Genomic DNA, 25,028 nt, shown 5'->3' on the forward strand with positions numbered 1-25,028 from the left:
GCATGATCCGTACGCAGCGGATCAGGATGCGCCTCCCGCACACAGAATCGGCGCCAGGCGGCAGAAGAGCCACCGGGCGCCGATTCCGCATCAGCCGGTCATTCCGCGAGGCGCACCTCGTCGTCGCCCGCGCGGTGCCTGCGCACGCGGCGGATCACGAGGTACACGCCGAGCAGCACCAGAACGCCGACCAGGATGGTCGCTGCGAGCTGGATCCAGCGCCACATCGGCGGCTCGTAGCTGACCGTCGAGCCGGGTGCGAAGCCGTTCATCGCGTTCGAGTTCGCGACCGCGTACAGCACGTGGTGCGTCGCCTTCCGGATATCCTGCTGCGCCGTCGCCGAGCTCGTGTCGTCGAACGACTTCGACGGGGCGAATGTGAGGGTGAGGTCCGTTCCCGCCGCGATGCTCTGGTTCGGGTTCATGTAGCGGTACAGGTTGAAGTCGCTGATGGCGAAGCCGTCGAAGCCCCACTCGCCGCGCAGCACGTCCGTCATCAGCGCCTCGGAGCCGCCGGCCCACGTGGCGCCGATGCGGTTGAACGAGCTCATCACCGCGGTCGTCCCGACTGTCGTCTCCTCGACCGTGCCGTTCTCGTCCGCGATGTACTCCACGGGCATCTCGGCGTCCTTGACGATCATCTCGAACGGCTTCAGGTACACCTCGCGGATCGTCTGCTCATTGGCCCAGACCGCGATGCCGTTGTTCACGCGATTGGCCTCCATATCGTTCAGCGCGAAGTGCTTCAGAGCCGTGTACACGCCCTTCGAGGCGGCTCCTTCCGTGGACGCGAGCCCCATGGCGCCCGACAGGAACGGGTCCTCCGAGTAGTACTCGAAGTTGCGACCGGCGAACGGGGAGCGGTGCAGGTTCACGGCCGGCGCGTACCAGCCCGACACATCCTTGAACAGCGCCTCGTTGCCCACCATGGTGCCCATGGCCCTGCTCAGCTCGACGTTCCACGTCTGTGCGATGAGGAACTCGGTCGGGTACGCCGTGCCGTTCACCGACGCGTTGATGAACGACGAGAACCCGGCAGGGCCGTCGAGGTCGGTGGTGATCGGCTTTGCGATGCTGGGCAGGGCGCCCGTCTGATACGCGCCGTTGAGCAGCATCTCGGTCATCTCGTCGATCGTCAGCGAGTCGAGCAGCTCGTCCCACTGCGGGTCGTCGATCGGCAGGCCGCGCAGGTTCACCAGTGTCAGGTCGGTGTCCTGACCGGTGGTCGGTGCTTCGGCATCCGGGTCCTGGGCCGCCTCGGCGTCGTACGGTGCGAAGCCTTCCGCGATCTCGTCGGTCGCCTGCATCAGGTCATCGCTCGGCGCCGTCGGGAAGGTGCCGGCGAAGTCGGCGCGCGACATGTTCAGGATCCTGCCCTCTTCTGGCTCATCCGTGAACATCTCCGACACGTCGTCGAACTGGTTGGTCACGCCAGCCTCGTCGGACGAGCGCTGGTTGTCCTCGCCGTAGACGACCGTCTCGTCGACCGCGTAGGGGATGGCGTCGACGCCGTCGGCCGGCGTGTGCGAATCGGTGCGCAGCGAGAGGTCGTAGTCGCCGGCCTCCAGCACGTACGCCGCCGCGTCCTCGTAGTCGTACGAAGCCATGTCCTCGACGTTCAGTGAGACGGTGACGGTCTCGCTCTCGCCTGGTGCGATCTCACCGGTCTTGGCGAACGCGCCCAGCACGACCTCGGGCTTCTCGATGCCGCCAGGGGTGTACGGCGCCGAGTAGTAGAGCTCGACGACGTCCTTGCCGGCGGTCGTGCCGTCGTTGGTCACCTCGACGTCGAGCGAGATCTCGCCGTCGACGTCGCCGAGGGATCGGTCGGTGACCTGCCAGGAGAAGTCGGTGTAGCTCAGGCCGTAGCCGAACGGGTACACGACGGCGTCGTCGTAGTCGATGAAGCCCTCGGCAGCGGCCGTCTCGTAGTAGCGGTAGCCGACGTAGATGCCCTCCTGGTAGTTGATGAACGGGGCATCGGAGGTGACGTCGGCGTTGGAGGCAGCGGCCTCCAGCACCGATGCCGGGTACTCGACGTCGAGGTTCTCGTAGACGAATTCGCCGAAGTTCGCGAAGCTCGGATCCTTGGTGAAGTCGGATGCCCAGGTGTCGACCGTGTGGCCCGACGGGTTGACGGCGCCGGAGAGCACCTCGCCGACCGCGTTGAACCCGGTGGCTCCCGGGGAGCCGATCAGCAGCACACCGTCGACATCTGCATTGTTCTGGACCGGGCCCATCTCCATCGTCGTCGAAGCGTTCACAGCCACGATCACGGTGTCGAAGCTGGCGGTGGCGAGATCGATCAGGTCCAGTTCGTCCTTGTTCAGCTCGAGCTGGTGCTGGCCGTCCTCATAGTTCTCGTCCCAACCGGACATGTCGGTGGTGAGGTCGCCGCCCTCGCCGCCGGGGCGACCGACGAAGATCACGGCGGCATCGCCGTACTCGCCGAAGGAATCGGCGACGGCGTCGTAGCCGGAGACGGGCATCTCGCCGATCGTGTAGGTCGACACATCCGGCTTGTCCATCTCGATGAAGCCGCGAGGGTTCTCCTCGGTGAAGGCCGTCAGCTCGTCGATCACGGGCTGGTTCACCGTGAAGCCGGCGTTCTCGAGGCCCTGCTGGGGCGTGACGGCGGTCGATGTGTCGACGGAGCCGGAGCCGGCGCCGCCGTAGACCGGGTTGACGGCCGCGGCGCCGAGCATCGTGACGGCGGCGCCCTCATCGATCGGCAATGCCTGCGACGAGTTCTTCGCCAGCACGATGCCCTCGCCGGCGATGTCCTGCACCACCTCGCGCGAGGCGGCGTCGACGTCCTCGATCGTGTCGAAGTCAGCCTGGTAGTAGTCGGTGTCCCAATCGGCGGCTTCCTCCGACTGGTTGACGGTGTAGGTGCCGCCTCCGAGCTGTGAGGCGACCCAGTTGAAGCCCACGTTCAGCGCGACATTGAGGACGACGGTGATCAGCGCCACGAAGGCGAGCACCGGTATCCAGATGGACAGGAACTTCTTGTTCGACATGGGGCGTCGTTTCGACTTCGCCGTCGCGTCACTCACTCTGGGACTCCTCCTGGTCATAGGCGGCTGCTTCGTCTCGCCCTTGTGTCGAACGCAGGGCATCTCTGCTGCTGCTGTGCGCTTTTCGGCGCGCCCGTGCGTCCAACGTCAACACGCTAGGCGGCGCCGACCGGACGAACGGTGACAGCGGCACGATCGGTCAAAACTCGCGCACCGCTGGTCGTCTGCTCAGCGGGAACTCAGTCGGGTGCGTGAAACTATACCGACCGGACGGTACAGCGAAACGAGGAATCATGACATCCGCACGGCGCTACCTCAGCCTCGGTGTTCTCACGGGGGCGGTGCTGCTGCTCGCGATCGACGCAACGGTGCTGCACCTCGCCGTGCCGTCGCTCGCGAGAGATCTCGACGCGAGCGCGACTGCCGTGCTGTGGATCGGCGATGTGTACTCGCTGGCGATCGCCGGCCTGCTGATCACCATGGGCAACATCGCCGATCGCGTCGGGCGCAAGCGGCTGCTGCTGATCGGCGCCACCGCGTTCGGCATCGCCTCCGTGGCGGCGGCGTTCGCGCCGAGCCCCGAGATGCTCATCGTCGCGCGAGTGCTGCTGGGGGTGGCGGGCTCGACGCTGATGCCGTCGACGCTCTCGCTCATCCGGAACATCTTCACCGATCCGGCCGAGCGCACGCGCGCGATCGCGATCTGGTCGGCGGCCGCCGCGAGCGGCATCGCACTCGGTCCCGTCGTCGGCGGCGCGCTGCTCGAGCACTTCTGGTGGGGGAGCGTGTTCCTGATCAACGTGCCGGTGATGCTCGTCATCGTCGGCCTGGGCGCGTGGGTGCTGCCGGAGTCGAAGAACCCGCACCCCGGCAGGCTCGATCTCCTCTCGAGCGCGTGGTCGATGCTGGCGATCGTGCCCTTCGTGTACGCGATCAAGCACCTCACCACGGGCGCGGTCGATGTCGCACTGGCCGTCTCGCTCGTCGCATCCGCGGCGGGGTCCATCCTGTTCGTGCGGCGCCAGCGCCGCTCGGCCGCACCGATGATCGACGTCGACCTGTTCCGCAACGGCTCGTTCTCCGGTGCCGTCGCCGTGAACTTCATCTCGGTCTTCGCGATGAGCGGTGTGCTGTTCTTCTTCTCGCAGTACCTGCAGCTCGCCCGAGGGCTGGAGCCGCTCAGCGCCGGTCTGGCGCAGCTGCCCGTCGCCGTGGCGTCGATCTTCGCCGTCGCGTGCGTCGGTTTCCTCGTCGCTCGTCTCGGTCGGGGCAGGGCGATCGCGTTCGCCCTGGCGCTCGGAGCCGCCGGCTTGGTGGCCGTTGCGGTCATGGAGGGCAGCACGCACCTGTCATGGCTGCTCGTCGCTCTGGTGCCGCTCGGGCTCGGCATCGGCATCTCCGAGACCCTCAGCGTCGACGCGGTCGTCTCGTCAGTGCCGCAGGAGAAGTCGGGGGCGGCCTCGTCGATCTCCGAGACCGCGTACGAGCTGGGCACGGCGATGGGCATCGCCGTGCTGGGCTCCGTGCTCACCGTGATGTACCGGTTCGCGCTCCCGGCCGACGTTCCGGATGCCGCGCAGGACTCGCTCGCGAGCGCCGCGGCCGAGCTGCGCGAAGGGGCTGCGCTCGATGCCGCACGGGAAGCCTTCGTGCACTCGATGCAGGTGACGACGCTCATCGCCGCCGGCGTGATGGTCGCAGGGGCCGTTGTGGCACTCCGCCTGATTCCGAACGCGCGGCCGGCAGTCGCCGTTAACGTGGGCTGACATGGGACGCACAGCGGGGCGCGATGCCGACGGAACGCGAAGGATCATCCTCGACGCGGCGACCCCCATGGTGGCCCGCCATGGGCAGGAGGTGTCGCTGGCCAGGATCGCCGCTGCCGCCGGGGTGTCGAAGGGCGGTCTGCTGTACCACTTCCCGACCAAAGAGCACCTGCTGCGCGCGAGCGCGGCCGACCTGTTCGCGCGCTTCCGCGAGGCCGTGTACGCCGAGACCGAGAGAGAGCGCGGCGACGCGCACGGACGTCTGGCCAGAGGCTATATCCGTGCGACCTTCGCCGAAGTGTCGAACGACTCCGCACGCGATCAGATCGCCGTGGCCGCCCACCTGATGGGCGAGCCGGGCATCCAGGAGATCGCGTCGGCCGACGGGCGGCGCTGGCGGGAGGAGCTGATGGCGGACGGGCTGGGGGAGCAGGCCGTCCGGATCATCGTGGCCGCGTCCGACGGCGTCGGCAGCGCCCCGCTGTGGGGCGCGATCCTGGACCCCGACGACTGCGCCGCGCTGGAGGAACAGCTGCTCGACATGACGCGGGTCGGGAAGCCGGGGGAGAGCTGATGAGGCGCCCGCCCCGAAGGACGGACGCCTCGTCACCCGACGGGTCGGATCATCCGAGCGAATCGACTGTCTCGTAGCCGTTGCCGTTGTACTCCTGCACGACCAGGCTCGACACGGCCGGCTGGCCGTCCTCCGTGGTGTCCACCGCTGTGCCGTCCAGCATCAGTGGTGCCTGCAGGTCGGAGACGCTGCGCAGCGCCTCCATGAACGACTCGCGCGTGGGCTCCTCCATGTTCTGGAACGCCTGGTCGAGGGTGGCGCCGACCATGTAGCTCCACATGCAGTGCGGGAAGTCGGGCGTCGTGGTGTAGTCGCCCGAGTAGGTCTCGAGGGATTCGAGGAAGGTGGTCACGTCCTCATCGTCCGCGTACGCGGGGGACTGCGGCGCCTTGGCGAACGACACCGAGTAGAAGCCGTCCTCGGGGTCGGCGTTCGCCGGGCCGAGGATGGCCACGGGGCTCGATGTGTTCGAGGGCAGGAACCAGCTGGGCGACCAGCCGAGCTCGCGCGTCTTCTCGATCGACGAGATCACCAGCGGCGTGATCGACATGGCGTTGAAGAACACGTCGGCTTCGGTGTCCGCCAGTTGTGTCAGCTGGGGGTCGACGGAGGGGTCGGTTGCCTCGTAGGTGAGCTCTTTCACGACCTCGACGCCCGTTCCCTCGATGGCCTCCTTGAAGCCCTCGACGTAGCCCTCGCCGTAGTCGTCGTTCTGCGACAGGATCGCCACAGTGAGATCGTCACCCGACTCCGCGAGCAGCTCGCCGAACGCCGCGCCCTCGTTCATGTACGTGGGCACGAATCCGAGCTGCCACGGGCTCTCGGCCTGGTCGGAGAAGATCGGGTCGCCGGTCTGGACCAGCACCTGCGGCACCTCCTCGTCGATCGCCGCGTCGCGGTAGGCGCGGTTGGTCGGTGTGCCGAGCCCCGAGGTGAAGGCGAATACGTCGCCCGAGTTCTGCTGGAAGTTCTGCAGCGCCTTCTGCGGGTCGTAGGCGTCGTCCCACGCCTGCACGTCGACCGTGCGGGTCTTGCCGTCGCCGAACTCGATGCCTCCCTCGTCATTGCGCTCGCCCATGTAGGCGACGAGGCCCGCAACCGTGCAGTTGCCCGGGCCAGCCGTAGCGCCGGAGAGCGGCGTCGTGACGCCGAGCGTGATCTCCTCGTCTGTGATGCCGGGGCTCGATCCGCCGTCATCGCCGCCGCCGGAGCCGCCGTCGTCGCGGCCGCAGCCGGCCAGTGCGATGGCGAGTGCGGAGCCGACGGCGACGGTGCCGAGCCACTTCGCTTTCCTGCTGTTCAGGATCATGACGGAACCTCTTTCGTTGGTGGTGTCTGAAGGGACGTTACGAACTCGGTCGATCATCCGCGCGATCATTCGGCCGATCAGCCGAGCGGCGCCCGCGGAACAGGCGTCTGATGCGGTGCGGCACGCTTGCGAGCCCGCCGGGCAGGACGATCAGGACCGCGAGCAGGATGACGCCCTGGATGAGCGCGGTCAGCGTCGGTGCGATCTCGTTGGTGATGCTCGGCACGAACACGTAGTAGATGCCGCCGAGCAGCGAGCCGAAGATGCTCGCGGCGCCGCCGACGACCATCGAGGCGAGCAGGTTGATCGAGTGGTGGAACGCGAGCGTCTCCGGGCTCGTGTACTGGATGACGACCATGTAGAGGAAGCCGGCCACACCTCCGATCATGGCGGCGATCGTGAAGGACATCACCTTGTAGCGGTAGGGCGAGATGCCCATCGACTTGGCGACGTTCTCGTTCTCCTTCACGATGGCCAGCGCGCGGCCGAACTTCCCGCGCGTGAGATTCGCCACCAGGATGAAGCAGATGCCGGCGATGAGCAGCACGGTGTAGTACTGCCACTGGTCGTCGGCGAGGCCGGTCCACTCCGGTGCATCGGAGAAGCGCGCCGAGGTGCCCTGCGACCCCCCGGTGAGGTCGGAGAGTCGCTTCGCGAGCGGCACCCCGATGACGGGCAGTGCGATCGTGACCATCGCGATGGCGAGCCCGCCGAGGCGCGCCGCGGCGAAGGCCACGAAGAGCCCGGCGATGCCCGGCAGCACGATCGCGGCGATGAAGGTGACGACGATCGGCCAGTCGTTGTTCACGCCGTACGCCGTCGCGTACGCGCCGAAGCCGACGAAGAAGATCTGACCGAGCGAGACCTGGCCGGTGTACCCCATGATCACGTTCAGGCCGAGCACGGCGACGGCGAAGACGCCGACGCGGGCCAGCTGCTGGTTCGCCTCCACCTGCAGCACGAGCGGAGCGACCAGCAGCGCGATGACGATGACCGCGGCGACGGCGTACTTCCACCATGCGCGTCGGCCGGGCGCCGGCGTGGTCAGGGGGGCGGTGAGGTCGGGGACAGAAGGTGAAGCGGACATCTCGTTCCTCACACTCGCACGACGGTCTTGCGGCCGAACAGGCCCTGCGGCCTGATCAGCAGCACGATGAACAGGAGCACGAACGGCACGGCGATCTTGAGGTCGTGCCCGATCAGCGGCACGTAGACCGCGGCGAGGTTCTCGAGCACGCCGATGATCCAGGCGGCCACGACGACGCCGATCGGGCTGGACAGCCCGCCGAGGATGACGGCGGCCAGTGCATAGACGAGCACCGTGTCGAACATGCCGGGCGTCAGCGACAGACGCGGCGCGATGAGCGCGCCCGCGATGGCGCCGAGGGCGGCAGCGAGGCCCCAGCCGATCATGAGATGGCGTCCGACGGGAATGCCGGCGAGTGCGGCGGACGACGGATTGTCGGCCACGGCGCGCAGTGCGAGGCCGAGCTTCGTGCCGCGGAAGAGGAGCTGGATCAGTCCCATCACCGCGAGAATCACCAGGAAGGTGCCGAGCGACTTCCAGCTGATCGTCGCGCCGAGGAACGAGAGCGTCGCTTCGGGGAACAGCCATGGCAGCCGCAGGTTGTTGTACGACCAGATCCAGCCCGCCAGGCCGGTGAGCAGGGTGAGCAGGCCGACTGTGACGACGATCGCCGTATCGGGGTCGCCCTTCTCGAACCTCCGGATGAGCAGACGCTCGATGAGCGCGCCCATGATGAACGCCGCGATCACCGCGAGCAGGATGCCGACGATGAGCGGCATTCCCCAGCCGACGAAGGCGTAGACGAAGTACGCGCTCAGCACGGCCATGCCGCCCTGAGCGAAGTTGATCATTCCCGTCGACTGGTTCACGAGCACGATGGCCAGGCCGAGTGCGGCGTAGATCGAGCCGGTGCCGAGTCCGTCGACGACGAGTTGGATGAAGGTTCCCATGTCAGCCCCCGAGGTACGCCTTTCTGATCTCGTCGCGGCCCTTCAGCTCCGCGGCCGTGCCGCTGAGCACGCTGCGGCCGGTCTCGAGCACGGTTGCCGCCTCGACGATGCGGAAGGCGAGGGGCGCGTTCTGCTCCACGACGAGCATCGCGATGCCCGATTCCTCGCGCAGCCGCTGGAGCGAGTCGTAGACGTCCTTCGAGGTCGAAGGTGCCAGGCCCAATGACGGCTCGTCCAGGACGAGCAAGCGGGGCTTCGCCATGAACGCGCGGGCGATGGCGAGCATCTGCTGTTCGCCGCCAGACAGCGTCGAAGCGTTCTGGCCGATGCGGCGGCCCAGGTTGGGGAACAGCTCGAGCAGGAAGTCGATGTCTCCGGAGACGCCGCCTCGGTCCTTGCGCAGGTAGGCGCCGACCAGCAGGTTCTCGCGCACGGAGAGGTTGGGCAGGGTGCCCCGCCCTTCGGGAACATGCGCGATGCCGAGCGATGCCACCTTCTCAGGGCCCGAGTGCGTGATGTCGGTGCGGTCGAAGGTGATCCGGCCTGCGACGTTCACGGTGCCGGAGATAGCACGCAGCGTCGTCGTCTTCCCCGCGCCGTTCGCGCCGAGGATGCCGACGGCGCCGCCATCCGGCACTTGGAGCGAGACGCCCTCGAGCACCTGCACCTTGCCGTACGACGCCGTGACGTCGGTGAGCTCAAGCAACGTCATCTGCGGCCTCCGTTCCGATGTACGCCTCGATCACACGAGGGTCGGCCTGTGCTTCGGCCGCTGTGCCCTGCATGAGTTTGCTGCCGTAGTTGAGAATGACGACGCTGTCCGTGAGCGCGGAGATGAGGCCCATGTTGTGCTCGACGATGACGACCGTCAGCTCGCCGTTCCGCGTCAGGTGGCGCACGGTGGCCATCAGCTGCTCCACCTCGCCGTGGGACAGGCCTGCTGCCGGCTCGTCGAGCAGCAGCAGCGACGGGTGCGACATCCGCGCACGGCAGAGCTCGATCGCCTTGTGCAGCCCGTGGGACAGCTCGTCCGCACGGGAGTGCGCTGCCCATCCGAGCCCTTGATCCTCGAGCATGGTCATCGCCTCGTCGCGCACTTCCCGCTCCCTGCGACCAGTGGGCGGAAGGCGCAGCGACCACGTCAGCGGGCCGCCGGGCAGGCGCGTGTGGCTGCCGAGCATCACGTTCTCGAGCACGGTGTGGTTCAGCTGCAGCGCCGGGTGCTGGAACGTGCGAGCGAGCCCGCGCTTGTTCAGCGTCGAAGGCGCGGATCCGGCGACCTCCTCGCCGTCGATCCGGATGGATCCGGATGTCGGCTTGTAGTGCCCGCTGATGCAGTTGAACAGCGACGTCTTGCCCGCCCCGTTCGGGCCGACGAGCCCGAACACCTGGCCGGGCTCGACCTCGAAGCCGACGTCGGTGAGCACCGTCACTCCTCCGAATCGGAGGTTGACGTCTGCAAGGGTCAATCGAGCGGCCATCGCTGAACTCTCTCTGTCGCGGCGGTGCGATCTGTGGGCTGGCTGGTGCGGACGTCGGGTCGTTCGCGCCGTCTATCGTTGCACGTTACTACGCTTCTGTGCCAAAAGTGTTTACAATCTTGGTTCAGATTTCGTTACGCTTTTGGCAGCGATCTGCTTATTCGCCCTCACGTCATTGTGCGGCATCCGGGGCCTTCATATGATGCGCTTCGTGCGTCTGTGGCCGGTTGGTTATCCCATTGATGTGAAACGCGGCGTAGGATCGGCAGCACGGGAGGTGCGATGGCGCACAGATCAGCCGGGCGTTCGGCGCTCGCCAGGCATCTGGCGGTGCTCGACGCGTTCGACCCCCTGCATCCGTTCCTGACGCTGACCGAGATCGCCAGCGCTTCGCAGCTCGCCCCGTCGACCGCGCATCGCCTCGTCGGAGAGCTCACTCGAGAGGGCCTGCTCGAGCGGCAGGCGGATCGCTCGTACCGCCTCGGAGTGCGGCTGTGGGAGTACGCCTCGCGCACGCCGGGTGCCGTCGGCCTGCGCGAGATCGCGCGGCCATGGTGCGAGGCTGTGCACCGCAGGGTCAGGCAGCACACGCAGCTCGGCATCCTGCAGGGCACGGAGGCGCTGTACATCGAACGGCTGTCGATGCCGGATGCCGTGATCAACGCGACGCTCGTCGGAGGCAGGATCCCGGCACACGCCTCGTCGGCCGGGCTCGTGCTGCTCGCGCATGCGGGCGTCGGGGCCGTCGAAGCCGTGTGCCGTGCGCCGATGCGCAGGTACACCAGCGAGACGATCAGCAGCCCCGAGCAGTTGAGGCGCGTGATCACCAGGGTCCGCGGCGACGGGTTCGTCGTCACCAACGGGCACATCCATCTCGAGGCGCGGGCGATCGGAGTGCCGGTGCGCGGGGCGGGCGGCCGCGTCATCGCCGCGCTGACAGTCGTCGTGCCGAACGATGACGCACCGGCGCAGCCGATCGCCGACCTGCTCACGGCGGCGGCTGCCGGGGCTTCGCGCGACCTGGTCCGCGCATCCGGCGAGACGGGGGAGATCGCGCCGGAGACGATCGGACTGTCGAAGCGGTCGGTCGAGTTCATCGCCGAGCTCGAGGCCGATGGCGCGTCGGCGACGCGGTGACGGCATGGCCTCGTCGTCGATGGATCTGAACCTGGTGCGCGTGTTCGTCGCCGTGCACGAGGCGCGCAGCCTCACCGTCGCCGCGTCGCGTCTGTACGTCACGCAGTCGGCTGTGAGCCAGTCGCTGGCGAGGCTGAGGGGCGAACTCGACGACCGACTGTTCGAGCGCCGCGGCCGCACGATGGAGCCGACGGCGCTGGCGCAATCGCTCTATCCCGGCTTCCGCGAGGCGCTCGCCGCCGTCGAGCGCACGGTCGAGCAGGTGCACGGCTTCGACCCGAGCACGAGCGATCGCACCTTCCGGATCGCGCTGAGCGAGCTGGGGGAGATCGGTTGGGCGTCGGCGCTGCTGAGCGCCGTGACGGCGCAGGCGCCGCACATGCCGATCGAGATCGTGCCGATCGAACCGGATGCGCTGCCGGACTGGCTTGCGAGGGGCACGGTCGACCTGGCCGTGACACCGCGCCACATCACGGGTGAGTTCCCCAGCACCGTGCTGAAGACGCAGAGCTACGGCCTCGCGATGGGCGAATCCCATCCGCTCGCCGAAGGTCGCCTCAGTCTCGACGACTACCTCGAGGCCACGCACATCTCCGTGGCGGAGGACTCGGGCGGCGGCGAGGTCGCCGCAGCGCTGCAGCGCGCGGGTGGGCAGGTGCGGCCGTTCATCCGGCTGAACCACTACGCGTCCCTTCCCCCGCTTCTGGCGCGCAGCGACCGATTCGTGGCGACGGTTCCCGACACGATCGCGCTGGGGTGGGCGAGGCACTGGTCGCTGACGGTGAGGCCGCTGCCGTTCGAGATGGCGCCGCTCGAGCTGCGGCTGTACCGCCGCGTGACGACCCAGCACGCTGCGGCGCTCGACTGGCTCTACGACACCGTCGCCCGCGCCATCCGGGGCTCGAAGGGGCAGTTCTCCGTCATCCACGGCGATGCCGTGCCGGGCGAGCGAGCTGCCGGCTGACGGGCGCGGCCGTCGGTCGCGATTCTTCATGCAGAGTCACGAAACGTCATCGGGCTCGTAACTCTGCGTCACGAGCGGTCACGGTCCGTCACGCCGGCGCATCGCACGCCGGCAGCGGCCTACGTTTGTTCCCGCGCGGCATGCCGGCCGCGGAAGAGAAGGGTGCGAAACATGAGCAGTGATGTCCTGACCAGTCGGCTCGACGCCGGCCCCGTCGTGTGTGCGGAGGGGTTCCTGTTCGAGCTCGAGCGGCGCGGGTATCTGACCGCGGGCGAGTTCGTTCCGGAGGTGGCGCTCGAGGAGCCGGATGCCCTGCGCAGCCTGCACATCGATTTCCAGCGTGCAGGCAGTGACATCGTTGAGGCGTTCACCTACAACGGGCACCGCGAGAAGATGCGGGTGATCGGCAAGGAGGATCTGCTCGAGCCGCTGAACCGTCAGGCGCTGCGGATCGCGCGCGAGGTCGCCGACCGCGTGCCTGGCAACCTCGTTGCGGGCAACATCTCGAACACGAACATCTGGGACCCGAACGACAGCCGCGCCCAGCGCGACGTGCGCGGCATGTTCGAGGAGATGGTGGGCTGGGCCGTCGAGGAGGGGGCAGACATCATCATCGCCGAGACCTTCTACTACGCGGGTGAGGCGGAGCTCGCGCTCGAGGTGGCGAAGGCGAGCGGTCTGCCCGTGGTGTCGATGCTCGCGCCGATGGCGGCGAACGAGCTGATGGACGGTGTCGGGATCGTCGAGGCCGCTCAGCGGCTCGAGCAGGGCGGAGCCGACGTGGTCGGACTGAACTGCTTCCGAGGGCCGGAGACGCTGCTGCCGTGGATCCGTCGCATCCGTGAGGCCGTCTCGGTTCACGTCGGCGCACTGCCGGTGCCGTACCGCACGACCGAGGCTGAGCCGACGTTCTTCAACCTCTCGGACGTCGCGGCGTCTGTGCCGTCACCGCACGGCCGCACCTTCCCCACGGCGCTCGACCCGCTGTACACGAACCGCTACGAGATCCGCGACTTCGCCGAGAAGGCGCTGGCCGACGACATCCGGTTCATCGGCGTGTGCTGCGGCGCATCGCCGGTGCACATCCGCGAGGTCGCTGAGGCCGCCGGCCGCACCCCCGCAGCGAGTCGGTACAGCGAGAACATGAGCAACCACTTCATGTACGGCAGCAACGAGCGTCTGCCCGAGCACATCAAGGGCCTCGGCGCGAGCGCCTGAGCCGCGCGCCTCAGCGGCGGTAGTTCTCGCGGGCGAAACGGGAGTAGGGAGCGGGCTCGACGGTGGCGCGGATCTGCACCTGGCGGTGCGGCTCGACGGCTGGCTTGGCCGAGACGGGGTCCTCGCCCCAGACGACGGTCACCTCGGTGCCCGGTGCGGCGTGCGCCGTCTCGATGCTCGCGAGGGAGACGAAGGCCTGCTCGTTGGTGATGTAGCCGGCATCGTGCGAGATGCCGACCTCGGCGCCGTCGCGCAGCACGCGATCGACCTGGTACAGGCCGTAGCGGGCCTTGGGGAAGTCGATGTACTTGGCCGGCGTTCCCTCTTCGAGCATCGACCGCTGGGCGGCGACCACGTCATCCGCGTTCCACACCAGCGTCACCTTGTGGCGGGCCGGGTTCTCGGCGATCTTCTCGAGTGCTTCGCGGCCGATGAAGTCGTGGTCGAATGCGACGCTGCGGCCGTAGTCGAGGTCGTACGGAGTGACGTAGTAGTCCTCGATGTTCTCCGACGACTGGCTGCCCGCGAGCGATCCGGCCGATCGTGCCGGCAGCCACGCACGGTACTCGTCCGTCTGCTCACCGGTGAAGATCGCGGGCAGGGGAGAGGGCACCCACGCCGACTCGAGGTTCGCCGACGAGTAGGCCTTCGAGCCGACAAGGACGAGGCCGAACTCCTCGCCCGCGGCGATGATCGCGTCGCGCACGGTGTCGCCCTCCTCCCACGGCCCGAACAGTTCGAAGCCGAGCTGCCCCGCCATCCCGTGGCGCAGCGAGCGCACTCGGTGGCCGGCGATGCTGAAATCGGCCATGTGGAAGAACCGCGTCTCGGGAACGGGCGCGCCGGTGACCTTCTCCATCAGCGCGAGGGCATTCGGTCCCTGCAGCTCGTAGCGGTACAGCTTCGGGTCGCCGGAGCGAACGATGGAGTTGCCGTCGCGTTCGAAGGAGACGTCGTATCCGCCCGTCTCGCCGTGGAACTGCACCCAGTCGATCACCATCGGGTGCCCGACCAGGTCGAACTCGCCATCATCGAGGTGGAACAGGATGGCGTCGCCGATGAGGAAGCCTTCGTGGTTGACCGCGATGAACTGCTTGGCACGGCCTGCGGAGAACTTCGCGAAGCTGTTCACGCCGACGCGGGTGAGCAGGCGCAGCGCATCGGGGCCCGAGATGAACAGATCCGTCATGTGGTGCGACTGATCGAGCAGCGCGACGGACTCGCGCCACGCGCGCTGCTCCGAACGCCAGTTGCTGAACTCCGAGCGGACGGGGAACACGGTGGGCGCGGCCTGGGCATTGCGCAGCAGCGTGACGGGGCCGCCTGCGGCGGTGATGGCGTCTGCGAGCGACTCGGTCATGGGAACTCCTTCGTTCTGCGGATGAGTTCCACGCTAGCCAGCAACGGACATCCGGTGGGGCGATCCGGATCAGCAATGCTAATGCCAGTGCGCGGATTCCTGATCCGGGTTCGGGCTCCTGATCGGGTCGCTGCGCGGCTGCGGACGGGGACGTCCGGCCGACATTCCCTCGCGCGCTTCGCGCGCTCACGACGGACCCGATGCCAGCGTCCGGACGTCCCCGTCCTCCGCCTCCTGTAGGGGCGCTGGGCCGCGGCGCACGCTCAGCCGGCGACGTAGGTGAGGGCGTTCTTGTAGTCGCTGACGGGGATGACCCCTGGCTGCTGAGGCTCGATGCTCACCCGCACGCGCAGCTGCTGGCGCACCTGCTCGGCCGCTTCGTCGAGCGCGCGCTGGGCCGCGTCGCGCGCTGTGCCGGAGCGCAGCTCCACCTCCAGCGGGATCGGGTCGTCGAAGCGCACCTGGTCCGCGGTGTCCTTGCGGATGCGCATGGTGCCGGTCAGGTGGGCGCTGGCGGCGGCGAGCACCACCTCGCGGATCGCGGAGGGGTACACGTTCATCGCTTTGAAGATCAGCATGTCGTCGGTGCGGCCGACGCAGCGCACGGTCGGCGAGGTGCGTCCGCACGCGCAGTCGACGGTCTGCACCTGCATCTGATCGCGTGAGCGGAACCGCAGAACGGGGCTGGCCTCGCGCGTCAGCGTCGTGTAGACGGCCTCGCCGGTCGCGCCGGGCTCCCACGGCACGTGCGCACCGGTGGCCGGGTCGATCAGCTCAACGAGCACGTCAGGGGACGCGGTGAAATGCATGCCGTCGCCCTGCTCGCACTCCGCCCACATCGCGGGCAGCACGTCGCCGAGGCCCATGAACTCGCTCACGCGGGTCGCGCCCCACGCGTCGAGGATCCCCTGTCGGATGTGCGGCACGCCGACGCCGGGTTCGCCTCCTGCGATGACGGTGTGCACCCCGAGCGCAGTCGCCGGCATGTTCAGCTCCTCCTCGCAGCGCTTCGCGAAGTGCGCGGAGAACGACGCCGTGGCCACCAGCACATCGGCGTGGGTGCGCTGCATCCCGACCGCCATGCGCGGCACGGTCTGGCCGCCGATCCACGCCAGCGCGCCGCCGGCTTCCCTGATGCCGTCGGCGTACGGCAGCCCGCCGGCGACGATCGCCATGCCCGTCGTGTGCGCCACCCGCGTGCCGGGGTGCACACCTGCCGTGCGGTAGGCGTTGCCGATCAGCCGGCGCCAGCGTTCGAGATCGTATTCGGTGAGGCCGAAGAACACGGGCGTTCCCGTCGTGCCGGAAGAGCTCGTGATCTGGCGCAGGTCGACCGTGTCGGCGACCTGCAGCGTGCCAAGGGGCTGCTCCGCGGTGGTCTCCGCCTGTGCGCCGCGCAGGTCGGCCTTCGTGGTGAACGGAATCTCGAGCAGGTCGTCCTCGTGCGTCGCACCCGCCGGAGCCCCGGCGAGCTTCTCGCGCCACGCGTCCGCTCCGCGCAGTCTGGCCAGCAGGGGCGCGACGTCGGCGAGCTGCTGCTCGCGGAGCCGACCCCACGGACGAGTGTCGACGTCGGGGTGGAACAGCGCGGTTGTCATCTCTTCTCGCTTCTCTTCAACACGGTGTGTGCGTTCACTATCGCCGTGACGGCAGCCGCCGTTCACATCCGATTCCGTGTGACAGAAGGAACGCCGCCGGTGCGACGCGGCACCGGCGGCGTTCGGGAGCGCTCATCCCTCGGTCAGCTCCGCCTTCATCCGGCGCATGTCGACCTTGCCGCTCGGGCTGCGCTCGAGCGAGGTGCGAATCGAGATCAGGCGCGGCTTCTTGTAGCCGGCGATCAGGGCGGCGCAGTGCTCCCGCACTGCCTCGGGTGTGAGGCCGCTCGCATCCGTGGCGATGACCGCCGCAACGACCTCGCCGAACCGCTCGTCCGGCATGCCGAAGACCACGGCGTCATCGACGTCCGGATGCGCCAGCAGCGCCTCCTCCACCTCGGCGGGGAACACCTTCTCACCGCCGGTGTTGACCACGGCGCTGCCTCGGCCGAGCAGGTCGATCGTGCCGTCGGCGCTCACATCGACGAGGTCGCCTGCGACCACGTGGCGCCGGCCGCCGATGACCTTGAACGTCTCGGCGGTCTTGGCCTCGTCGCCGTGGTACCGCTTCGGAAGCGTGCCGCGGAAGGCCAGCACTCCGTGTGCGCCTGGCACATCCTGCACCTCTCGGTCGTCGTCGTCGAGCACGACCGCACCGGGGAACAGCCGCAGCCTCGCCGGCAGGTCGTCGGCGCCGCGCGAGACGGCGACGGCGTAGGGGCCGCCCTCGGTGGAGGCGAGCAGGTCGGTGATGGTCATGTCCGCCAGCGCGTGCAGGCGGGCCTTGACATCGTCGGTGAACCGCATGCCGGAGCTGATCGCCGACTCGAGCGAATCGAGCCCGCCGCCTGTGCGTTCGGCCGCCTCGGCGATCGGCGCCGCGATCGCGTCGCCCGCCACGATCAGCCTGGTCACACTGTGCTGCCGGATGAGCGCCACCGCGGCGTCGACGTCGAGGCTCGCCTTCGGCAGCAGCACGATGGTGCCACCGAGCACGAGAGTGTTCATCGACGTGAACAGCGCGGTGCCGTGCATCATCGGCGCCAGCGGCATCGTGACGGGAATCGGTGTGGTCGGGTCTGAGGCGATCCGGATGATCTCCTCGAGCGAGGTCGGTTCGTCGAGCCCGATCGTGCCGAAGATGGAGTACATCTGCACCTCGAACAGTTCGGCCACACTCCACACCACGGCCTTCGGGCGACCGGTGGTGCCTCCCGTGTACAGGAACAGCTCGCCGGACTCTGGAGCGTGCTCAGGCAGATCCGGATCGAACTGTTCGAGCGCGTCGAACGGCAGCTCGCCCTCGAGGGGCTCGCCCGGCCTGTCCTCGTCGTCCACACGCAGTCGGAGCCGGATGCCATGGGCGTCGAGCCGGTCGATGACAGGAGCCAGCGAGGCGGCGAACACCAGCGCGACCGCGTCGCAGTCGTCGATCAGTTCGCCCAGCTCCTTCTCGCGGTAGCGGAAGTTCACCGGGACGGGCGTGATCCCCGTCATGTACGAGGCGAACAGCGCGACGAGGTGCTCGGCACGGTTGTGCATGAACAGCATCACGCGCTCGCCTGGCCGGATGTCGTGGGCGCGGAACAGGGCGGCGAGCCGGCCGGCACGATCGAGCAGCTCGACGTACGTCAGCGAGCCGTCACTCGTGACGACCGCGGTGCGCTCGCCGAAGCGCTCGGCCACGGCCCGCCAGATCTCGGCGTAGTTGAGCTTCATCCGGCACCCGTCCTACTGCGGTCCCGAGACCTGCGCCTGCGAGGCGAACTGCGTGCGCCACGCGTCATCGATGCCGTCGGCCGTCCAGCCGCCGTCGCTGTAGGCGGCATCGAGCGCTGTCGGGTGCGCGTACAGGGTGAGCCGATCGCCGCCGATCCCGATGGCCTGCCCCGTGACGCCCTCGGACGCCTCGGACGCGAGCCACACGATCAGCGGGGCCACATCATCCGGCGAGCCGAGGGCGTGGTCGTGGCGGAACTCCGCCGGGATCTCCTCACCGGCGACGAAGCGCTCGTACAGGTCTGCGTATGCGGGGATCGTCGCCGTCATCGGGCTCAGAGCCGTGGGCACCACCGCGTTGGCGGTGATTCCGGCCCGTGCCAACTCGAGCGACCACGTGCGCGCCATCGCCACCAGGCCGGCCTTGACGCTGGCGTAGTTGGTCTGGCCGAAGCTGCCGAACTGCCCGGCGGGGGAGCCGATCAGCACGATGCGTCCTCCCTCGCCCTGCTCCTTCATCGCGGTCGCCGCGGCACGGCCGCAGGTGAAGCTGCCGCGCAGGTGCGTGTTCACCACCAGGTCGAAATCCTCGTCCGGCATCTTCCACAGCACGCGATCGCGCAGCACACCGGCGTTGGCGATCAGTGCGTCGAGGCGGCCGTACGTCTCCATCGCGGCCGCGACCAGCTGATCGGCGGTCTCTGCGGGGCCGACCGGCGCGACCACGGCCGTCGCGCGACCGCCGGCCTGCTCGATCTCGGCGACGACGGCATCCGCGGATTCGGCGTCGACGTCGTTGACGATGACCGCTGCGCCTGCCTCGGCGAGCGCGAGCGCGTATGAGCGGCCGAGGCTGCGCCCGGCTCCAGTGACGATGGCGACCCTGTCCTTCATCGTGACGGCGCTCATCGGTAGTACCTCAGAACCAGCTCGGCGACGCAGACCGGTTTGGATCCGCCCTCGATCTCCCACGTGATCGGCGTGACGAGCTGATAGCCGCCGGCGACCTCGTCGACGCTCGCCACTTCGCCGGTCACCCGCACGCGCGATCCGGTCGGCACCGGAGCGGGGAAGCGCAACCGATTGAGGCCGTAGTTCACACCCATCGACGCGCCGGTGACCTCGAAGACCTCGGCCATCATCGGCACGACGAGCGACAGGGTCAGCAGGCCGTGCGCGATCGTGGTGCCGTAGGGGGTCTTCGCCGCGGCGGCAGGGTCGACGTGAATCGGATTGTGGTCGCCGGTGACCTTCGCGAACAGGTCGATCTCATCCTGCGTCACCTCTCGCCACTCGGACGGACCGAACGTCTTCCCTGCGATGTCTGGCAGGTTCTCGACGGCGGTGGTCAGCGTGGGCGGGGCGTCTGAGGGCTCGGCCATGGGTGCCTCCGTGATCGGCCGCGCATCGATGCGCGGCGGGGTATCGACAATGATCCGTGATTTCAGGGAAACTGAAATCGAAAGCCACGGTAGCGAAGATCCTGCCGGATGTCACGGGTCGGCATCCGGATGATCTGCCGCCGGATGGGAAGATGCGCACGCAGGGCGAGTCGCGCCCGGGCGGATGAGGAGGCGTCATGGACGAGACGACGGGAGCATACGGGGCGATCACGGTGGAGAGGCCGGGGGAGTTCCGCGGCTTCGCCTACGTGATCAAACAGCTGGAGCTCGCGCTGCGTCGCAGGCTCATGGACGCCTGCCGGGAGAGCGGTCTCACGTCGGCGCAGTACACGGCGCTGTCAGTGCTCGTGCGACGGCCGGGGCTGACGAGTTCGGAGCTCGCCAGAAGGTCCCTCGTGCGTGCGCAGACGATGGCGATGACGATCGATCCGATGCTCGAGACGGGGTTCGTGCGTCGTGAGCCCGACCCCGCACACGCCCGCCGCCGCCTGCTCTTCCTGACGGAGCTCGGGGCGCGCAAACTCGAGGAGGTCGATCCGCACATCGCGGCGCTCGAGGAGCATATGGTCGCAGACCTCGACGCTGCGGAGCGGGACATGCTCGCTGAGCTGCTGCGGCGGTGCCGCCGCACGTTCGAGTAACGAACACGGACGCATCCGACTGCGGCGATTGACACGTCCTGTGCGGAGGTGTCACAGTACCCAGTATCAGTCTATCTGAAAGACATCCGGGTCCAGCGTGGGACACCGGATGAGACGCACGTGAGCAAGGGAGCTTCACATGTCGGTCGACGCCGGAACGGAGCCGCTGCTGCGGGTCCGCGACGTGGAGCTCTCGTTCGGAGGGCTCAGGGTGCTCTCCGACGTCGCGCTCGATGTGCGCGCCGGCACGATCCACGGGCTGCTCGGTCCCAACGGCGCGGGCAAGACGTCGCTGTTCAACTGCATCAGCGGGCTGTACCGCCCGCAGCAGGGCAGCATCACGCTGTCAGGCGATGAACTCCTCTCCCATCCGGCGCATCAGCTCTCCGGCCTCGGCCTCGCACGCACGTTCCAGCACCCGACGCTCGACCAGCACCTCACGGTGCTGGAGAACGTGATGGTCGGAGCGCAGAGTCACATGGCGGGCGGATTCTTCAGCGGCGCGTTCCGCCTGTCAGGGGTGAGGCGGGACGAGAAGCGCGTGCGCGCCCAGGCGATGGACCTGCTGGCGTGGACCGGTCTCGCCGATCAGGCTGATGAGACGCCAGGATCGCTGCCCTACGGCAATCAGAAGCTGGTCGAGCTCGCGCGCGCTGTCGTGTCGCGGCCGAAGCTGCTGCTCCTCGACGAACCGGCCGGCGGGCTCTCGCATCAGGAGATCGACGAGCTGGCGCTGTGCATCCGGGCGCTCAGGGACGAATGGGGGATGACGATTCTGCTTGTCGAGCACCACCTGGGCTTCGTCGGCGACATCACCGACATGGTCGACATCCTCGTCGAGGGGAACAACATCATCACCGCGCCGGCCGCCGAAGCGCAGAAGGATCCCGCGGTGATCAAAGCGTACTTGGGGCAGGCCGTATGACCCTCCTGGAACTGACTGACGTGCACGCCTCGTACGCGGGAGGGAACCGAGTGCTCCACGGCGTCTCCCTGAACGTGGACGAAGGCGGGGTCACGACGCTGCTCGGCGCCAACGGTGCGGGGAAGACCACGACGCTGCGGGCCATCTGCGGCATGGTCGGCCGTCGAGGAACGATCCGGTTCGACGGCCGCGATCTCACGCATATGCGCGCCGACAGGGTCGCCCGCCTCGGCATCGCGCACGTCCCGCAGGGACGGGGCACGCTGACCGGTCTCACTGTGCGCGAGAACCTCGACGCTGGTGCTGCTCTGCGCAGGGATCGCGCCCAGGTCAGGAAGGACCTGGACTTCTACTTCGAACTGTTCCCCCGCCTCGTCGAGCGGGGCAAGCAGAAGGGCAGCAGCCTCTCCGGTGGCGAGCAGCAGATGCTCGCCATAGCCAGAGCGCTGATGGGGGCACCGCGGCTCGTGCTGCTGGACGAGCCGTCGCTCGGCCTGGCGCCGAAGGTCACCAGCGAGGTGTTCGAGACGATCTCGACGCTGCGGCGCGAGACAGGAGTGGCGATGCTGATCGTCGAGCAGAACCCCGCACTGGTCCTCGACATGGCCGACGACGTGATCGTGCTCGAGAACGGACGCGTCGCGGCCTCCGGAAGCCCTGCGGAGCTCTCGGCGCAGGACGCCATCCGACGCGCATACCTGGGAGGCGGGGAATGACTGCGGCGCTGCAGCAGGTGATGGACGGCCTCGCGACGGGGTCCATCTACGCGGCCCTGGCACTCGCGCTCGTCCTCGTGCACCAGTCGACGGGCGTTGTGAACTTCGCCCAGGGCACGATGGGGGCCTTCGGCGCCTACCTCGCCTGGACGATGTGGAGCATCGGGCTGCCCATCGGCGTGGCCGTGCTCATCGCGGTCGTGCTCTCCGTGCCCTTCGGCGCCGCTACCGAGCGCTTCGTGATGCGGCGGCTGTACGGCAAGCACCCTCTGACGCTCATCGTCATCACGGTCGGCATGCTGATCGCGCTGACCGGCATCATCAGCCTGATCTGGGGTCACGGCGCCACGCAGTTCCCGACGATGTTCCCCGAGGGAGTGTTCCGGATCGGCGGTGTCGCCGTCACCTACGAGAGCCTCGGCAACCTCGTGATCCTCGCCATCGTGGTGCTGCTGATGCAGTTCGTGTTCATGCGCACCCGGTTCGGCCTGGTGATGCGCAGCGTCGCCGACAACCGCGAGTCGAGTGCGCTGCTCGGCATCCCCACGGGCCAGCTGCTGATGGTCGGCTGGGGCATGGCGGCTGCGTTCGGAACGCTGGCGGCCTGCCTGATCGCGCCGAGAGTGTTCCTGAGCCCGACCCTGATGGACACTGTGCTGATCTACGCACTCTCCGCCGCGATCCTCGGCGGGCTGAACAGCCCGCTCGGCGCCGTGGTGGCCGCGCTCGCGATCGGCGTGGTCGAGAACCTCGCGGCGACCTACGTGCCCGTGGTGTCCACCGACCTGAAGATCGTCGTTCCGCTGGTGCTGATGGCGATCATCCTGGTCTTCCGCCCGCAGGGCCTGTTCGGAACGAAGGAACTGGTGCGCGTATGAACCGGCCGCTTCTCATCGTCAAGTGGGCGGTCGGCGCACTCGTCGCCGTCGCATTGTTGCTGTTCCCGCTGAACGCGTCGCCGTACGCCACGCTTCAGCTCTCGCTCGCCGCGGCCTACGCGGTCGCCCTGGTCGGGCTGAGCATCGTGACCGGTCATGCCGGGCAGATCTCGCTCGCGCAGGCGGCGTTCTTCGGGCTCGGCGCCTATTCCACCGCGATCTTCGCGAACATGGGCGTGCCCGTCGTCGTCGCCTTCGCTGCGGCCTGCCTCATCCCAGGCCTGCTCGGTCTCATCGTCGCCTTCCCTGTCGTGAAGCTGCACGGCCATTCGCTGGCTCTCATCACACTCGCACTCTCGCTGATCGCTGTGCCCATCGCCATCCGGTTCAAATCCCTCACCGGCGCCACGCGCGGCCTGCGCGCCGACATCGGCGAGGCACCGGCGTGGTCGGGGCTCGCACGCGACCAATGGGGCTTCTACGTGAGCGTGGTCGTCGCCGCGGTGCTGTTCCTCGTGGCGCGCAACATGGTCAAGGGCAAGATGGGCAGGGCGCTCGCGCTGGTGCGCACGAACGAAGTCGTCGGTGCGTCCATGGGCGTGCCGATCCGCCGGTACAAGATCCTCGCCTTCGCGATCTCCGCCTCCTTCGGCGGAGCCGGCGGATTCCTCTTCGTGTACAACACCCAGTACGTCTCGCCGGACACACTCGGCTTCCTGCTGGGGATCACCCTGCTGGCATCGCTGGTCATCGGCGGGATGCGCAGCCTGGTGGGGCCCGTGATCGGCGCCTTGTTCTACGTGTACGTTCCGACGATCGCCGGTTCGGTCAGCCCCGAACAGTCGGCGCTGATCTACGGCATCGTGCTCGTCCTGGTCGTGCTCTTCGTGCCAGGCGGAATCGCCGGAGGGCTGGCACTGCTGCCGCGCCTCATCGCGCGACGACGACGCACCGGGGAGGCGACGGCCGCCGAGCGCGTGCGGGCGCCGCTCCCGCCCAAGGATTCACCCGAACCCATCCATACGCACCATGGAGGAGAACAATGAACACCGCGACCAGTCGTCTCATCGCCGGGATCGCCGCAGTCGGCATCGCCGGCCTGGTCCTGTCTGCCTGCTCACGACCGCCGTCGACAGGAGAAGGCGAGGGCGAGGGCGGAGAAACGGTCACCGCCTCGCCCGGAATCACAGACGACACCATCAAGATCGGCTCCAGCCTTCCCCTTTCCGGCCCGCTCTCGCGCAACGGCGAGACGCAGCTGGCGTCGATGCAGGCCTACGTCGACGCGCTCAACGCCGACGGCGGTGTGACGATGGGCGACGGCAATACCCGCGAGGTGGAGTTCGTCTACTACGACGACGCGTACGACCCCTCCAGGCTCGTGCAGAACTTCCAGCGACTGGTCGACCAGGACCAGGTGTTCGCGACCTACGGCATGTTCGGCACCGCGTCGAACCTCGCCGTGATGCCGACCGCCACTGATCTCGAGGTGCCGCAGGTCTTCCTCGGCACCGGCGCCGCAGCGTTCAGCGAGGACCGTGAGGCGAACCCGTACACCCTCGGATGGTGGCCCACCTATCAGAACGAGGCCGCCACCTTCGGCGAGTACCTCGTCTCGCTGGATGAGCCGATGACGGTCGCCTTCCTCGCCCAGAACGACGACCAGGGCGAGGCCTATCTGGAAGGCCTCACATCGGCGATCGAGGGGTCGCAGGTCGAGCTCGTCGATCAGGCGTCGTTCAGTTCGACCGATACCGTCTACGACAGCCAGGTCTCCGCGCTGGCCGCCAGCGAGGCCGACGCCTTCTTCTCCGGCGTGAACGTGCCGTCGGCTCAGACGGCCGTGCTCGAGAAGCTCGGCGACCTGCAGTGGTCGCCGATCACCTACCTGCCGATCGTCTCCGCTGCGCCCGACGTGGTGCGTGAGGCGAGCGCGGGGGACTACCTGCCTGACCTCTACTCCGGGGCGTTCACGAAGTGGCCGTGCTCGCCAGCCGATGAGGAGGACGAGGACGTCCAGAACTACCTGGACGCCATGGCGGAGTACTCCCCGGACGTGGAAGCGTGCTACATCAACACCGTATTCGGATGGGCGATGGCCGACACCCTGACGAAGGCGCTGGAGGCCACCCAGGAGCCGACGCGCGAGTCGTTCATGGAGGCGATCGCGGGCCTTCAGACGGATGAGATCTCGCTGATGCACGATGACCTCACCCTCGACGGCGGCAATCTCGGCAGCCCGCCGATCGCCGACCTCGCCGTGCGCAAGTGGGCATCCGACGATGATGACTGGATGACAGCCGACCTCGGCTGAGTCCGGGCCCCGGCGATGCGCTGAGCTGAAT

At 68.2% G+C, this 25,028-nt stretch carries 22 protein-coding genes; 11 read left to right on the plus strand and 11 right to left on the minus strand.

Annotation, left to right across the window (positions count from 1 at the left end; translation table 11 throughout):
- Positions 1-98 precede the first annotated feature (98 nt).
- Positions 99-3,056: a glycoside hydrolase family 3 protein gene (locus CIK77_RS07475; protein ID WP_249268507.1), complete on the minus strand. Its 2,958-nt coding sequence runs from the start codon at positions 3,054-3,056 to the stop codon at positions 99-101.
- Between the two features lie 254 nt (positions 3,057-3,310).
- On the opposite strand from CIK77_RS07475, the gene CIK77_RS07480 reads away from it, so the two are divergent.
- Together CIK77_RS07480 and CIK77_RS07485 are read left to right on the plus strand one after the other, a co-directional pair.
- Positions 3,311-4,783 carry an MFS transporter gene (locus CIK77_RS07480; RefSeq protein WP_087054349.1) on the plus strand — a complete coding sequence of 491 codons (1,473 nt, stop codon included), beginning with the start codon at positions 3,311-3,313 and terminating at the stop codon, positions 4,781-4,783.
- A gap of 1 nt (position 4,784) precedes the next feature.
- Complete coding sequence (locus CIK77_RS07485; protein WP_087054348.1) at positions 4,785-5,357, plus strand: TetR/AcrR family transcriptional regulator; 573 nt, start codon at positions 4,785-4,787, stop codon at positions 5,355-5,357.
- Positions 5,358-5,406: 49 nt separating this feature from the next.
- Here CIK77_RS07485 and CIK77_RS07490 read toward each other — a convergent pair whose 3' ends face one another.
- Genes CIK77_RS07490 through CIK77_RS07510 form a run of 5 tightly spaced genes read right to left on the minus strand, consistent with a single transcriptional unit; the run spans position 5,407 to position 10,124 of the window.
- The gene (locus CIK77_RS07490) at positions 5,407-6,666 is read right to left on the minus strand and encodes an ABC transporter substrate-binding protein (protein WP_087054347.1); all 1,260 of its coding nucleotides are present in this window, start codon (positions 6,664-6,666) and stop codon (positions 5,407-5,409) included.
- Positions 6,667-6,703: 37 nt separating this feature from the next.
- Positions 6,704-7,753 carry a branched-chain amino acid ABC transporter permease gene (locus CIK77_RS07495; RefSeq protein WP_087054346.1) on the minus strand — a complete coding sequence of 350 codons (1,050 nt, stop codon included), beginning with the start codon at positions 7,751-7,753 and terminating at the stop codon, positions 6,704-6,706.
- 8 nt (positions 7,754-7,761) lie between these two features.
- Entirely contained in the window at positions 7,762-8,643 is an 882-nt protein-coding gene (locus tag CIK77_RS07500) for a branched-chain amino acid ABC transporter permease (protein WP_087054345.1), read from the minus strand.
- Between the two features lies 1 nt (position 8,644).
- Positions 8,645-9,355, minus strand: a complete 711-nt coding sequence (locus tag CIK77_RS07505; protein WP_087054344.1) for an ABC transporter ATP-binding protein — start codon at positions 9,353-9,355, stop codon at positions 8,645-8,647.
- Positions 9,342-10,124, minus strand: a complete 783-nt coding sequence (locus tag CIK77_RS07510; protein ID WP_087054343.1) for an ABC transporter ATP-binding protein — start codon at positions 10,122-10,124, stop codon at positions 9,342-9,344. Before CIK77_RS07510 ends, CIK77_RS07505 begins: the two co-directional genes overlap by 14 nt.
- Positions 10,125-10,406: 282 nt before the next feature.
- On the opposite strand from CIK77_RS07510, the gene CIK77_RS07515 reads away from it, so the two are divergent.
- The 3 genes from CIK77_RS07515 to CIK77_RS07525 all read left to right on the plus strand — a co-directional run bounded on the left by CIK77_RS07515 (position 10,407) and on the right by CIK77_RS07525 (position 13,443).
- Entirely contained in the window at positions 10,407-11,261 is an 855-nt protein-coding gene (locus CIK77_RS07515) for an IclR family transcriptional regulator (protein WP_087054342.1), read from the plus strand.
- A 4-nt stretch (positions 11,262-11,265) separates the two neighbouring features.
- Positions 11,266-12,225 carry a LysR family transcriptional regulator gene (locus CIK77_RS07520; RefSeq protein WP_170934082.1) on the plus strand — a complete coding sequence of 320 codons (960 nt, stop codon included), beginning with the start codon at positions 11,266-11,268 and terminating at the stop codon, positions 12,223-12,225.
- A 171-nt stretch (positions 12,226-12,396) separates the two neighbouring features.
- Positions 12,397-13,443, plus strand: coding sequence for a homocysteine S-methyltransferase family protein (locus CIK77_RS07525; protein ID WP_087054340.1), 1,047 nt, complete (start codon positions 12,397-12,399; stop codon positions 13,441-13,443).
- Between the two features lie 10 nt (positions 13,444-13,453).
- Here CIK77_RS07525 and CIK77_RS07530 read toward each other — a convergent pair whose 3' ends face one another.
- The 5 genes from CIK77_RS07530 to CIK77_RS07550 form a co-directional block, all read right to left on the minus strand.
- On the minus strand, positions 13,454-14,803 hold the full coding sequence (locus tag CIK77_RS07530; RefSeq protein ID WP_087054339.1) for an aminomethyltransferase family protein: 1,350 nt from the start codon (positions 14,801-14,803) through the stop codon (positions 13,454-13,456).
- A gap of 263 nt (positions 14,804-15,066) precedes the next feature.
- Complete coding sequence (locus CIK77_RS07535; protein WP_087054338.1) at positions 15,067-16,401, minus strand: phenylacetate--CoA ligase family protein; 1,335 nt, start codon at positions 16,399-16,401, stop codon at positions 15,067-15,069.
- 132 nt (positions 16,402-16,533) lie between these two features.
- Positions 16,534-18,120 (minus strand): AMP-binding protein, encoded by a 1,587-nt coding sequence (locus CIK77_RS07540; protein WP_087054337.1) that lies wholly within the window; start codon positions 18,118-18,120, stop codon positions 16,534-16,536.
- A gap of 12 nt (positions 18,121-18,132) precedes the next feature.
- The gene (locus tag CIK77_RS07545) at positions 18,133-19,029 is read right to left on the minus strand and encodes an SDR family NAD(P)-dependent oxidoreductase (protein ID WP_087054336.1); all 897 of its coding nucleotides are present in this window, start codon (positions 19,027-19,029) and stop codon (positions 18,133-18,135) included.
- Positions 19,026-19,502 carry a MaoC family dehydratase gene (locus tag CIK77_RS07550; RefSeq protein WP_087054335.1) on the minus strand — a complete coding sequence of 159 codons (477 nt, stop codon included), beginning with the start codon at positions 19,500-19,502 and terminating at the stop codon, positions 19,026-19,028. The genes CIK77_RS07545 and CIK77_RS07550 overlap by 4 nt, the downstream gene beginning before the upstream one ends.
- Positions 19,503-19,699: 197 nt before the next feature.
- Between CIK77_RS07550 and CIK77_RS07555 the strand changes: the two genes are divergently transcribed.
- From CIK77_RS07555 to CIK77_RS07580, 6 genes are all read left to right on the plus strand, one after another.
- Positions 19,700-20,164: a MarR family winged helix-turn-helix transcriptional regulator gene (locus tag CIK77_RS07555; protein ID WP_087054334.1), complete on the plus strand. Its 465-nt coding sequence runs from the start codon at positions 19,700-19,702 to the stop codon at positions 20,162-20,164.
- Positions 20,165-20,303: 139 nt separating this feature from the next.
- Positions 20,304-21,089 carry an ABC transporter ATP-binding protein gene (locus CIK77_RS07560; protein ID WP_087054333.1) on the plus strand — a complete coding sequence of 262 codons (786 nt, stop codon included), beginning with the start codon at positions 20,304-20,306 and terminating at the stop codon, positions 21,087-21,089.
- A complete protein-coding gene (locus tag CIK77_RS07565) occupies positions 21,086-21,805 on the plus strand; it encodes an ABC transporter ATP-binding protein (RefSeq protein WP_087054332.1) in 720 nt (239 codons plus the stop codon). The genes CIK77_RS07560 and CIK77_RS07565 overlap by 4 nt, the downstream gene beginning before the upstream one ends.
- A complete protein-coding gene (locus CIK77_RS07570; RefSeq protein ID WP_087054331.1) occupies positions 21,802-22,683 on the plus strand; it encodes a branched-chain amino acid ABC transporter permease in 882 nt (293 codons plus the stop codon). Before CIK77_RS07565 ends, CIK77_RS07570 begins: the two co-directional genes overlap by 4 nt.
- Complete coding sequence (locus tag CIK77_RS07575) at positions 22,680-23,729, plus strand: branched-chain amino acid ABC transporter permease (protein WP_087054330.1); 1,050 nt, start codon at positions 22,680-22,682, stop codon at positions 23,727-23,729. Before CIK77_RS07570 ends, CIK77_RS07575 begins: the two co-directional genes overlap by 4 nt.
- Entirely contained in the window at positions 23,726-24,997 is a 1,272-nt protein-coding gene (locus CIK77_RS07580) for an ABC transporter substrate-binding protein (protein ID WP_087054329.1), read from the plus strand. The genes CIK77_RS07575 and CIK77_RS07580 overlap by 4 nt, the downstream gene beginning before the upstream one ends.
- The last annotated feature ends 31 nt before the right edge of the window (positions 24,998-25,028 follow it).

Source organism: Microbacterium sp. JB110, assembly GCF_003335195.1.
Taxonomy (GTDB): domain Bacteria; phylum Actinomycetota; class Actinomycetes; order Actinomycetales; family Microbacteriaceae; genus Microbacterium.

What these genes read in the sequence shown, in the direction of transcription:
- CIK77_RS07510 (WP_087054343.1), bottom strand. Translation starts at nt 10,124, where the DNA reads ATGGCCGCTCGATTGACCCTTGCAGACGTCAACCTCCGATTCGGAGGA.
- CIK77_RS07500 (WP_087054345.1), bottom strand. Translation starts at nt 8,643, where the DNA reads ATGGGAACCTTCATCCAACTCGTCGTCGACGGACTCGGCACCGGCTCG.
- CIK77_RS07575 (WP_087054330.1), top strand. Translation starts at nt 22,680, where the DNA reads ATGAACCGGCCGCTTCTCATCGTCAAGTGGGCGGTCGGCGCACTCGTC.
- CIK77_RS07570 (WP_087054331.1), top strand. Translation starts at nt 21,802, where the DNA reads ATGACTGCGGCGCTGCAGCAGGTGATGGACGGCCTCGCGACGGGGTCC.
- CIK77_RS07550 (WP_087054335.1), bottom strand. Translation starts at nt 19,502, where the DNA reads ATGGCCGAGCCCTCAGACGCCCCGCCCACGCTGACCACCGCCGTCGAG.
- CIK77_RS07580 (WP_087054329.1), top strand. Translation starts at nt 23,726, where the DNA reads ATGAACACCGCGACCAGTCGTCTCATCGCCGGGATCGCCGCAGTCGGC.
- CIK77_RS07545 (WP_087054336.1), bottom strand. Translation starts at nt 19,029, where the DNA reads ATGAGCGCCGTCACGATGAAGGACAGGGTCGCCATCGTCACTGGAGCC.
- CIK77_RS07480 (WP_087054349.1), top strand. Translation starts at nt 3,311, where the DNA reads ATGACATCCGCACGGCGCTACCTCAGCCTCGGTGTTCTCACGGGGGCG.
- CIK77_RS07535 (WP_087054338.1), bottom strand. Translation starts at nt 16,401, where the DNA reads ATGACAACCGCGCTGTTCCACCCCGACGTCGACACTCGTCCGTGGGGT.
- CIK77_RS07540 (WP_087054337.1), bottom strand. Translation starts at nt 18,120, where the DNA reads ATGAAGCTCAACTACGCCGAGATCTGGCGGGCCGTGGCCGAGCGCTTC.
- CIK77_RS07530 (WP_087054339.1), bottom strand. Translation starts at nt 14,803, where the DNA reads ATGACCGAGTCGCTCGCAGACGCCATCACCGCCGCAGGCGGCCCCGTC.
- CIK77_RS07525 (WP_087054340.1), top strand. Translation starts at nt 12,397, where the DNA reads ATGAGCAGTGATGTCCTGACCAGTCGGCTCGACGCCGGCCCCGTCGTG.
- CIK77_RS07560 (WP_087054333.1), top strand. Translation starts at nt 20,304, where the DNA reads ATGTCGGTCGACGCCGGAACGGAGCCGCTGCTGCGGGTCCGCGACGTG.
- CIK77_RS07565 (WP_087054332.1), top strand. Translation starts at nt 21,086, where the DNA reads ATGACCCTCCTGGAACTGACTGACGTGCACGCCTCGTACGCGGGAGGG.
- CIK77_RS07520 (WP_170934082.1), top strand. Translation starts at nt 11,266, where the DNA reads ATGGCCTCGTCGTCGATGGATCTGAACCTGGTGCGCGTGTTCGTCGCC.
- CIK77_RS07485 (WP_087054348.1), top strand. Translation starts at nt 4,785, where the DNA reads ATGGGACGCACAGCGGGGCGCGATGCCGACGGAACGCGAAGGATCATC.
- CIK77_RS07555 (WP_087054334.1), top strand. Translation starts at nt 19,700, where the DNA reads ATGGACGAGACGACGGGAGCATACGGGGCGATCACGGTGGAGAGGCCG.
- CIK77_RS07495 (WP_087054346.1), bottom strand. Translation starts at nt 7,753, where the DNA reads ATGTCCGCTTCACCTTCTGTCCCCGACCTCACCGCCCCCCTGACCACG.
- CIK77_RS07515 (WP_087054342.1), top strand. Translation starts at nt 10,407, where the DNA reads ATGGCGCACAGATCAGCCGGGCGTTCGGCGCTCGCCAGGCATCTGGCG.
- CIK77_RS07490 (WP_087054347.1), bottom strand. Translation starts at nt 6,666, where the DNA reads ATGATCCTGAACAGCAGGAAAGCGAAGTGGCTCGGCACCGTCGCCGTC.
- CIK77_RS07505 (WP_087054344.1), bottom strand. Translation starts at nt 9,355, where the DNA reads ATGACGTTGCTTGAGCTCACCGACGTCACGGCGTCGTACGGCAAGGTG.